This window comes from Pseudomonas sp. NPDC087346 (genome assembly GCF_044744235.1).
Classification (GTDB): domain Bacteria; phylum Pseudomonadota; class Gammaproteobacteria; order Pseudomonadales; family Pseudomonadaceae; genus Aquipseudomonas.
Genome location: NZ_JBIUXX010000128.1, coordinates 1 through 5,853, shown reverse-complemented (window position 1 = coordinate 5,853; position 5,853 = coordinate 1). Strand labels below are relative to the sequence as shown.

The 5,853-nt window shown below is 58.9% G+C and carries 4 protein-coding genes and 1 pseudogene; 1 reads left to right on the top strand and 4 read right to left on the bottom strand.

Annotated features, from left to right (window positions below; genetic code table 11):
* Positions 1-52 precede the first annotated feature (52 nt).
* The 3 genes and pseudogenes from ACIOZM_RS31100 to rpsU form a co-directional block, all read right to left on the bottom strand.
* Positions 53-1,357: pseudogene (locus tag ACIOZM_RS31100) on the bottom strand (sigma-70 family RNA polymerase sigma factor); the annotation flags it as partial.
* A 67-nt stretch (positions 1,358-1,424) separates the two neighbouring features.
* Complete coding sequence (gene dnaG / locus ACIOZM_RS31095; RefSeq protein ID WP_401221387.1) at positions 1,425-3,389, bottom strand: DNA primase; 1,965 nt, start codon at positions 3,387-3,389, stop codon at positions 1,425-1,427.
* A gap of 485 nt (positions 3,390-3,874) precedes the next feature.
* Positions 3,875-4,090, bottom strand: a complete 216-nt coding sequence (gene rpsU / locus ACIOZM_RS31090; RefSeq protein WP_002551877.1) for a 30S ribosomal protein S21 — start codon at positions 4,088-4,090, stop codon at positions 3,875-3,877.
* Between the two features lie 199 nt (positions 4,091-4,289).
* Here rpsU and tsaD point away from each other — a divergent pair, with 199 nt between their 5' ends.
* A complete protein-coding gene (gene tsaD / locus ACIOZM_RS31085) occupies positions 4,290-5,315 on the top strand; it encodes a tRNA (adenosine(37)-N6)-threonylcarbamoyltransferase complex transferase subunit TsaD (protein ID WP_401221384.1) in 1,026 nt (341 codons plus the stop codon).
* 23 nt (positions 5,316-5,338) lie between these two features.
* Here the strand turns inward: tsaD and plsY are convergent.
* The coding region (plsY, locus tag ACIOZM_RS31080; RefSeq protein ID WP_401221383.1) for a glycerol-3-phosphate 1-O-acyltransferase PlsY at positions 5,339-5,853 on the bottom strand (515 nt) is incomplete at its 5' end.

Here is a 5,853-nt window from a genome sequence, read left to right as displayed (position 1 = left end):
AAATAAAGATACACACTTACACTACACCAATCTATACAGATATCAAAACACATATCCACCAGGTGGCATAAGTCGAGAACTTGTAACCGCGACGGTATTCGAACTTGTCTACCGCTTTCATCAGACCGATGATTCCTTCCTGGATCAAATCGAGGAATTGCAGGCCACGGTTGGTGTACTTCTTGGCGATCGAGATCACCAGACGCAAGTTCGCTTCAACCATCTCTTTTTTCGCGCGGCGGGCCTTGGCCTCACCGATCGACATGCGACGGTTGATGTCCTTGATTTCAGCGATGGTCAAACCTGTTTCGGTTTCCAGCGCGGTCAGCTTCTGCTGGCAACGGATGATGTCCGGCTGAACACGAGCAATGGCTTCGGCGTACTTGCTTTTGCCTTTGGCCAGAGCGTCGGACCAGCTTTCGTCGACTTCGTTACCCGGGAACTGACGCAGGAAATCGGCGCGTGGCATACGTGCATCACGTACACACAGTTGCATGATCGCGCGCTCTTGCTGACGCAGACGATCCAGGGCACCGCGAACACGCTCGACCAGGCCTTCGAATTGCTTCGGCACCAGTTTGATCGGCATGAACAGCTCGGCCAGTGCCAACAACTCGGCAATCGTTGCCTTATTGCTGCGACCGTGCTTTTTCAGGGCCTTGCGGGTGATTTCCATCTGGTCGGCGACTGCACCAAAACGCTGGGCAGCGATAACCGGATCAGGACCGCTTTCGGCTTCTTCTTCGTCATCGGAAGATTCGGCTTCATCTTCTTCGGTATCGTCGTCGGCCTTGGCGGCTTTCGCCTCGACTGGCGGCGGCACTTCGGCAGGCGGCGCAATGCCGTCGTCCGGGTCGATGTAACCGCTCAGGACGTCGGACAGGCGACCACCTTCGGTGGTGACGCGAGTGTACTCGGAAAGAATATGGTCGACCGTGCCAGGGAAGTGCGCGATTGCGCTCATCACTTCACGGATGCCTTCTTCGATACGTTTGGCGATTTCAATTTCGCCTTCACGAGTCAGAAGCTCGACTGTACCCATTTCACGCATGTACATGCGCACCGGGTCAGTGGTGCGACCGATATCGGTCTCCACCGCTGCCAGCGCGGCTGCTGCTTCTTCCGCAGCGGCCTCGTCGGTATCGGCGTCGGCCAACATAAGGGCGTCCGCATCCGGAGCACTCTCGTGAACGGGGATCCCCATGTCGTTAATCATGCGGATGATGTCTTCCACCTGCTCAGGATCTGAAATATCCTCGGGCAGGTGGTCGTTGACCTCGGCGTAAGTCAGATACTTCTGCTCACGACCAAGCTTGATCAACTCAATAATACGAGACTGTTGCGCTTTTCCGGACATAACACCCTATCCACTGAAGGTCTTGGCGGGCAAAAAACAAGCCGAGGATTATACCTGAGCTATGACCTCACGCGCCAGTTGAGGTCGGGCTTGATGCGGAAACATTGCGACTTAGAAGGTCGCGCAGTTGATTTTTCTCTTCGATACTCAGTTCGCTTTGACGGGCTTTCCTGAGTAACTGTTCAAGATTTCGCTCGCGTTGGCGGGCTGACAAGCTAGTAATGGTGTCGAAAAACTGTTGTTCAAGGTTGTCACCGTCAATCAGCCATTCCTTTTCTGCCAATGCCTTTAACAGGCGTCCCTGTTCAGTGCCGTGCCATCGCGCGATCAACTGAAATGAGTTTAGCTTGGGATTCTTCTGTACGGCTTCGAGCAGCGCCACAAGTAGCTGGGCGTTGGTCTGATTTTCGTCCGCAATGTGCCCGGCGTCTTCGACGCGCTCGGCCAGTTGCGGGTGATGAAGCAGTGTTCGCAGGGCAGTCAGGGTCGGCGACTCGACGCCAATCGGCGTGCGCTGGCGTTGCGGTTGATCGCGATCACCGCGCTTGCCGTTCTTGTCCCATGGCTTTTTGTCCCACTTCTTGCCGCCGGCACCGGGTTTCTTCGGCGTCCATTCCTGCTGCGGCGCATACATGTCCTGCGCCTGCGGCTGATGGTAGTCGCTGTAGTCCGGCATTGCGTCGTAATCGATGCCCGGATCGTAGGCGGGCGGCGCTTCCTGCGGCGCACCTTGCGCGAGCTGACTGACGGTCTCGCTGCTCAGGCCGGTGATTTCGGTCAGGCGCTGACGCATCAGAATGCGCAGGTTGGCGCCCGGCACTTTATCGATCAACGGTGCGGCGAGGGTGGCCATATGGGCCTTGCCTTCGAGCGAGCGTGGATCGGACTCTTCGGTCAGTTGCTGGAAGAAATAGTCCGCCAGCGGCTGCGCATGCTGGTTGATCCGGGCGCGGAAGGCATCGGTGCCCTCGGCGCGGACCAGGGTGTCCGGGTCTTCGCCCTCGGGCAAAAACAGGAATCGCGCCCGGCGCCCGTCTTGCAGGCAGGGTAGCGTTGCTTCCAGTGCGCGCCACGCGGCATTGCGGCCGGCCTGGTCGCCGTCGAAGCAGAACAATACGTTCGGCACGACGCGGAACAGGCGCTTGAGGTGTTCTTCGCTGGTGGCAGTGCCAAGCGTCGCGACGGCATTTCGCAGGCCTTGCTGGGCGAGGGCGATGACGTCCATATAACCTTCGACGACGATGATTTCATCGAGGTTGCGATTGTTCTTGCGTGCTTCATAGAGGCCGTAGAGTTCCTGGCCTTTATGGAATACCGGGGTTTCCGGTGAGTTCAGGTATTTCGGTTTGTCGTCGCCAAGCACTCGACCACCGAAGGCGATGATCCGCCCGCGGGTGTCGCGGATCGGGAACATCACGCGATCGCGGAAGCGGTCATAGCGTTTGCCGGTTTCGGCGTTCTCGATCAGCAGGCCGGCGTCGACCATGGCTTTCTGTTGCAGGGTATCGCTGCTCAAGTGCTTGAACAGGTTGTCCCAGCCCGGCGGCGCGAAACCAAGGCCAAAGTCCCGTGCAATCTCGCCGGTCAGGCCGCGGCCCTTGAGGTAATCCACTGCGGCTTTGCGCGATGGATGACTCTTGAGTGACTGCCGATAAAAGTCGGCGGCGGCGGTGAGCAGCGGATACAGCGGTGAATCCGTCGGCTGTCGCGGCTTGTGCGGGCGACCGCTTTCCTCGCGAGGAATCTCCATGCCGGCGGCTTTGGCCAGATCTTCGATGGCCTGGGGGAAATCCAGGTTGTCGTGATCCATGAGAAAACCGAGCGCGTTACCGCCCGCGCCGCAGCCGAAGCAATAATAGAACTGCTTGTCGGGGCTGACGCTGAAGGACGGGGTTTTCTCTTTGTGAAACGGGCAGCAGGCGGTGTAATTCTTGCCAGCCTTCTTCAATTGCACGCGCGAGCTGACCACGTCGACGATGTCGGTGCGGTTCAGCAGGTCGTCAATGAAGCTCTGGGGAATCAGCCCGGCCATGGCGTACTCGTCGTCTGTGCTGCAATAAGTCCGATGCGAAGGTTGTCGGACGCGGGTCGATGTTTGAAGCGCGCAAAATGTGCGGCTCGACCGGTGTCGTCTGCGTAATCGCTGTCGGGAAGTGTATCTGCCGAAAATCCACTGACGTTAGTACCAATCAGTTTTCGACTATTTGAAAGTGTTGCGCTGAATCCGCTGACGGCCGGTTAAGGGCCTCGGATAGCTCAATAAAGCGGGCACGCATGCAGGTGCCTTGGGCTGATCGTCGTGAGAGGAATCAGTGGGTGTGCTCGTCAGTAGCCTTGAAAGGCTCGTCAGAAAAGACGTGCACCGCTGGCAAAAGAGCCAGGTCTGACGTGTGAAGCAGATTCGTCTCGGTCGCGTGTGCGGCTTCGACGGTGAAGCATCAAGCGTTTTACGCAAATGCCATTAGCCCGGCTGAGAGCCGGGCTTAGGCAAAGAAGCTTGCTACGAACGTCTGTGTATTAGTACAGACGAACGGCGCGGCGCTGTTCGCGCTGAACTTTCTTGGCGTGACGCTTAACAGCGGCTGCTGCTTTGCGCTTACGCTCAGAAGTTGGCTTCTCGTAAAATTCGCGGCTACGAACTTCAGCCAGTACACCGGCTTTTTCGCAGGAGCGCTTGAAACGACGCAGAGCTACGTCGAAGGGTTCGTTCTCTTTAACTTTGACGGCTGGCATCCAGAGCTACCTTCATTCATTACCGGGGTCAACATCCTCGCGGCAAAAGAGCACTTGAAGACGTCGGTTTTTAAGGGTTGCGGATGTTAACCCCTCATCGCTCGGAATGCAAAGCCTCTGATCGAAAACCGCTGGTCGGGGCCTCACTCGGGGACTATTATGCGCGCCTTCGAATTCAGCCTAAACAAGGCGCAAACCCATGCTAGTACTGGGATTAGAAACCTCCTGCGACGAAACCGGCGTCGCATTATATGACAGTGAACGTGGCCTGCTGGCCGACGCATTGTTCAGTCAGATCGACCTGCATCGCGCCTATGGTGGCGTGGTGCCGGAGCTGGCCTCGCGTGATCACGTCAAGCGCATGCTGCCCTTGATTCGTCAGGTGTTGGCCGAGGCCGACTGCGTGCCGACCGAGATCGACGCCATCGCCTATACCGCGGGTCCTGGCCTGGTCGGGGCGTTGCTGGTCGGTGCTTCCTGCGCTCAGGCTTTGGCGTTTGCCTGGGGCATTCCGGCGCTCGGTGTACACCACATGGAAGGCCATTTGCTGGCGCCGATGCTGGAGGCGCAGCCACCGGAATTCCCGTTCGTCGCTTTGTTGGTCTCCGGCGGTCATACGCAGCTGGTTCAGGTCGATGGCATCGGCCAATACACCTTGCTCGGCGAGACGCTCGACGACGCAGCCGGTGAAGCGTTCGACAAAACCGCGAAGATGATGGGGCTCAATTACCCCGGTGGTCCGGAAATCGCCAAACTGGCGGAGCAGGGCGTCGCAGGACGTTTCACCTTTCCGCGTCCGATGTGTGATCGACCGGGACTGGATTTCAGCTTCAGCGGCCTGAAAACCTCCGCGCTTAACACCTGGCAGCAATGTGTCAGCGCCGGGGACGACGGCGAACAAGCCCGTTGCGACATCGCTCTGGCGTTCCAGCAGGCCGTGGTGGAGACTTTGACCTTCAAGTGCAAGCGAGCCCTGAAGCAGGCCGGCATGAAGCGTCTGGTGATCGCTGGCGGCGTCAGCGCCAACAAGGCGTTGCGTGTTTCGCTGGAAAAAATGCTCGGCGACATGAAGGGCGATGTGTTTTATGCGCGTCCGGAGTTCTGCACCGATAACGGCGCGATGATCGCGTTCGCCGGATGCCAGCGTTTACAGGCGGGTCAGCACGAAAGTCTGGCGATCAGCGTGCAGGCGCGCTGGCCGATGGAGCAGTTGTCGGCGCTGTGACGAGCGGTGTTCATGGACGGCATTTAAAAATGCCGTTCGCGCCCGGCAAACAGGTCGCGTAGATTGCCGCGATGGCGCCAGACGATCAGCAGCGTCAACGCGCTCATCGGCAGCAACGCCTCGGGTTCTTGCCAGGCGAGCAGTGGCAAGGTCAGCGGCGTGGCAATCAGCGCCGCCAGCGAGCTGGTGCGGGTCAGGTAGAACGTCAGCAGCCAGGCGCAAACCGCCAGCAGCGCGGCGGGTGGATACAGGCCCAGCAGCATGCCGGCAGCGGTGGCGACACCTTTGCCGCCGCGAAAACGGAAATACAGTGGGAACAGGTGACCGATCACGGCGCAGACGCCGATCCAGGCCTGATCCTGCAGCGACAGGCCGATTGCCGAGGCGAGCAGCACCGGCACCAGGCCTTTGCACAGATCACCCAGCAGGGTCAGGATCGCGAGTTTGCGACCGGCCAGGCGCAGCATGTTGGTGGCGCCGGCATTGCCCGAGCCACTCATTCGCGATCCTGACCCTGCTGGGTGATCTGTGCAAAGGC

Excerpts from the sequence above, each read along its gene's own strand:
- dnaG (WP_401221387.1), bottom strand. The coding sequence starts at position 3,389 with ATGGCCGGGCTGATTCCCCAGAGCTTCATTGACGACCTGCTGAACCGC.
- rpsU (WP_002551877.1), bottom strand. The coding sequence starts at position 4,090 with ATGCCAGCCGTCAAAGTTAAAGAGAACGAACCCTTCGACGTAGCTCTG.
- tsaD (WP_401221384.1), top strand. The coding sequence starts at position 4,290 with ATGCTAGTACTGGGATTAGAAACCTCCTGCGACGAAACCGGCGTCGCA.